This window comes from Streptomyces sp. SID14478, assembly GCF_010548525.1.
GTDB lineage: Bacteria > Actinomycetota > Actinomycetes > Streptomycetales > Streptomycetaceae > Streptomyces.
Window position 1 is genome coordinate 1 of sequence record NZ_JAAGMG010000685.1, and the last position, 4,036, is coordinate 4,036.

Annotated in this window: 4 protein-coding genes and 1 pseudogene; 1 reads left to right on the plus strand and 4 read right to left on the minus strand. The window is 70.7% G+C overall.

All coding sequences use genetic code 11. The annotated features are described in order from the left end of the window. A pseudogene (locus tag G3I40_RS47305) lies at positions 1-162 on the plus strand (6-phosphogluconolactonase); the annotation flags it as partial. A gap of 132 nt (positions 163-294) precedes the next feature. Here the strand turns inward: G3I40_RS47305 and G3I40_RS47310 are convergent. The 4 genes from G3I40_RS47310 to G3I40_RS22745 form a co-directional block, all read right to left on the minus strand. Then, the gene (locus G3I40_RS47310) at positions 295-516 is read right to left on the minus strand and encodes a DUF2087 domain-containing protein (RefSeq protein WP_239091895.1); all 222 of its coding nucleotides are present in this window, start codon (positions 514-516) and stop codon (positions 295-297) included. A gap of 332 nt (positions 517-848) precedes the next feature. Further along, positions 849-2,516 carry a glucose-6-phosphate isomerase gene (gene pgi / locus G3I40_RS22735; RefSeq protein ID WP_164303984.1) on the minus strand — a complete coding sequence of 556 codons (1,668 nt, stop codon included), beginning with the start codon at positions 2,514-2,516 and terminating at the stop codon, positions 849-851. Positions 2,517-2,636: 120 nt separating this feature from the next. Next, the gene (locus G3I40_RS22740; RefSeq protein ID WP_164303982.1) at positions 2,637-3,401 is read right to left on the minus strand and encodes an SIS domain-containing protein; all 765 of its coding nucleotides are present in this window, start codon (positions 3,399-3,401) and stop codon (positions 2,637-2,639) included. A 76-nt stretch (positions 3,402-3,477) separates the two neighbouring features. Then, positions 3,478-4,036 (minus strand): BadF/BadG/BcrA/BcrD ATPase family protein (locus G3I40_RS22745; RefSeq protein ID WP_343245003.1); only part of this gene is annotated, 559 nt, incomplete at its 5' end.

The following is a 4,036-nucleotide window of genomic DNA, read 5'->3' on the forward strand; positions in this document are numbered from 1 at the left end:
GGCGAGGACAAGGCGAACGCCGCCGCGATCGCGCTGTCGGGCGCGGGCGAGATCCAGGCCCCCGCGGCGGGCGCGTACGGACGCTCGCGCACCCTGTGGCTGCTCGACACGGCCGCGGCCTCGCAGCTGCCGCCGGACCTGTATCCGCCGGCTGTCGCGTAGCACCGCTGCACGTAGGGCCCCGCATTCCCCCGGGATGCGGGGCCCTACGCGTGCTGTGGGGACCTGGGCGTGCGGCGACGGCTCACGCGTGCTGCCGGTCCGGTAGTCGGACCGTGCGCGTGCCGCGTCGGCTCACGCGGGCTGTGGGACCCGGTAGTCGGAGCCGTCCTGCGCGCGTACGAGGAGGCCGTCGGTGACGCAGTAGCGGCGCAGGGCGGCGGTGTCGTCGTGGACCGTGCGCAGCGCGTCGTTGACCTCGCGCTCGCTGTACGTGCGGTCGGTCTCGAAGAGGGTGTCCGTGAGGTGCGCGAGGAGTTCGTGGCGCACGGCGGGGCGGACCGGGATCGTGGTCAGCCGGCCGCGGGCGAAGAAGCCGGTGAGGTGGCGCGGGACTCCCGTGGTGGGCTCGGGCGTGCGGGCCCGGCGGAACACCTCGGGCCCGGCGCGCAGCGACCCGTCGTCCAGCCGCTCGACGAGGCCGGCCGCGATCAGCCTGCCCAGATGCTTGCGCGCGACCGGGGAGTCGGCCTCTCGCGGGGGCAGCTCGTCGAGCACTATGCGCGCGTACAGCCTGAGTCGTTCGGGGTCGGCGAGTGCCGACATGAGCTGGTCCACAGGGGTGCCTCCCGGCTGGGTCACTGACAGGCAGTCTCACCCGCCGGGCGGCGCCCCCGCATCCGAATAACTCAACGCCCTCGCAGTGCGCGGTACTTGGCGACGAGGGCCTTGGTCGACTCGTCCAGCCCGGGGACGTCCGCACCATCCGTCAGGGCCGGCTCGACGCGCTTGGCGAGGACCTTGCCGAGTTCGACGCCCCACTGGTCGAAGGAGTCGATGTTCCACACGGCACCCTGCACGAACACCTTGTGCTCGTAGAGGGCGACCAACTGACCGAGCACGGAAGGCGTCAGGGACTTCGCGAGGATCGTCGTCGTGGGGTGGTTGCCCTTGAACGTCTTGTGGGGCACCAATTCCTCGGGCACCCCCTCCGCGCGCACCTCGTCCGGCGTCTTGCCGAAGGCCAGCGCCTGCGTCTGCGCGAAGAAGTTGGCCATGAGCAGGTCGTGCTGGGCGACGAGCCCGGGCAGCAGGTCCGCGACGGGCTCCGCGAAACCGATGAAGTCGGCCGGAATCAACTTCGTGCCCTGGTGGATGAGTTGGTAGTAGGCGTGCTGGCCGTTGGTGCCGGGCGTGCCCCACACCACCGGGCCGGTCTGCCAGCCGACCTCCTCGCCGTTTCGCTGCACGTACTTGCCGTTCGACTCCATGTCGAGCTGCTGCAAGTAGGCGGTGAATTTCGACAAGTAGTGGCTGTACGGCAGGACGGCGTGCGACTGGGCGTCGTGGAAGTTGCCGTACCAGATGCCCAACAGGCCCATCAGGAGCGGCACGTTCGACTCCGCGGGCGCCGTGCGGAAGTGCTCGTCGACGAGGTGGAACCCGTCGAGCATCTCGCGGAAGGCGTCGGGCCCGATGGCGATCATCAGGGACAGGCCGATCGCGGAGTCATACGAATAACGTCCGCCGACCCAGTCCCAGAACTCGAACATGTTGGCCGTGTCGATGCCGAACTCGGCGACCTTCTCGCCGTTGGTCGACAGCGCCACGAAGTGCTTGGCGACGGCGTCCTGGTCCGCCTTCAGCTCGGTCAGCAGCCAGCTGCGCGCGGACGTCGCGTTCGTGATCGTCTCGATGGTGGTGAAGGTCTTCGAGGCGATGACGAACAACGTCTCCGCCGCATCCAGGTCGCGTACGGCCTCGTGCAGGTCGGCGCCGTCGACGTTCGAGACGAAGCGGACCGTGAGGTCGCGGTCCGTGAAGGAGCGCAGCACCTCGTAGGCCATCGCCGGGCCGAGGTCGGAGCCGCCGATGCCGATGTTGACGACGTTCTTGATGCGCTTGCCGGTGTGGCCGGTCCACTCGCCGGAGCGGACCTTGTCGGCGAACGCGGCCATCTTGTCGAGCACCGCGTGCACGCCCGGCACCACGTTCTCGCCGTCGACCTCGATCACGGCGTCGCGCGGGGCGCGCAGCGCGACGTGCAGCACGGCCCGGTCCTCGGTCGTATTGATCTTCTCGCCGCGGAACATGGCGTCCCGCAGACCGAAGACGTCGGTCGCGGCGGCCAGCTCGCGCAGCAGGCGCAGCGTCTCGTCGGTGACCAGGTGCTTGGAGTGGTCGAGGTGCAGATCGCCGACGTCCAGCACGTGGTTCGACCCGCGCGCCGGATCCGCGGCGAACAGCTCGCGCAGCTGCACGTCGCCCAGCTGCTCCCGGTGCCTGACCAGCGCCTGCCATTCGGGTGTCTGGGTGAGCCGCGCGCGGCTCCCTACGCCTGCTTCGAACGCGTTCATCTCGGACATCAGCTTTCTCTCGTACGTGCGTACGTACCTTGTGCCGCTGCTGCTCCGACCAACCTAATTGATCAGCGGGCGGTATGAGCAGTCTGTCCGAGACGTACGCGGCCGTGCGGGTCAGTGCCCGCCGCGGTGCAGGCGTCCGGCGTAGTGGTCCTCCAGGCGGCCGTTGCGCTCGAAACCGCCGGGCAGGTTCGCGGAGACGTAGACCGGCGGCTCGTGGCCCTCGGCGAGCAGCAGGGCGACCGCCTCGGCCACGACCATCTGGACGAGGAGCGCCGAGGTGATCGTGGAGACGCCGCAGAGCTTGGCCCCGTCCGGCAGCGGCAGGATCGCGTCGCCGGTGGGCGCGCAGTTGTCGAGGACGGCGTCGGCGTGGTCGGCCAGACGGCTGCCGCTCGCGTGCAGCGCGGGGACGGAGCGGGTGTGCTCCAGCGAGGTGAGGGCGATCAGCGGGTGGCCCTTCTCCTTGACCAGGAGGGCCATGTCGACGATCGAGTTGTTGACGCCCGAGTTCGAGATGATCACGAACAGGTCCTGCGGACGCGGGGTGCTCAGCTCGTAGAGGCGGGCGGCGAGCCCGGGGCGTCGCTCCAGGAGCGGGTCGGCGAGCACGTCACGGTCCTCGCCGCCGCGCAGGACCAGGTCGTGCAGGGCGATGCGGGTGGTGGGGATGAGGCCGCCCGCGCGTCCGGAGATCTCCAGCGCGGTCGCCTGCGAGTGGCCGGTGCCGAAGGCGTGCACGACGCCGTCGGCCGCGACGCAGTCCGCGATGAGCCGGGCCGTCGCGGTGACGCCCTCCTTGTTCGTGGAGACCGCGCGCTCGATGTGCTCGCGCACTTGATCCGCCAACTCGCTTGCGCCGAGCCGCTGTTCCGCCATGACCCCGACCACCTCTGGTTCGTTGATTCAATTTTCGCGCTATTAGATGAAAGATTGAACCAGACCGGCGGTACCGTCAAGGTGTCCCGGCCGATTCGGCGGCGAGCGTCCGGGCCAGCGCCACCGCACCGCCCACCCCGTCCGGCACCGCGGAACACCGCAGCCCCATCGGCTGTACGGCCGCGCGCAGCCGGTCCCCCAGGGGGCCGCCGGGCCCGAGGAGTCCACCCGTGATGACCAGCGACTCCCCCGGGGCGGGCTCCAGTACGGCCACCGTGTCGGCCAGGTGCCGGGTCGCTTCGTCGAGCAGGCGCCGGGCCCGCAGGTCACCGCGCTCCGCGGCCGTCGCCACGAGAGGGCTCAACTCGGCCAGCGCGACGGGGCGTTGCCCGTAGGCCCAGCCGGCGATCGCCTGCTTGAGCCGGTGCCGGCCGTGCCAGTCGAGTGCGGGGTCGGCGCGTCCCGGCACCACCCGGTCGAGCACCAGCGACACCAACTGCCCCCACTCCTCCCGGCCGTCCACCGCCCGCAGCGCGCCGCGCAGCGCCTGTCGGCCGAGCCAGAAGCCGCTGCCGGTATCGCCGAGCAGCCAGCCGTCGCCGTCCACGACCCGCACCGATTGTCGCCCTGCCACC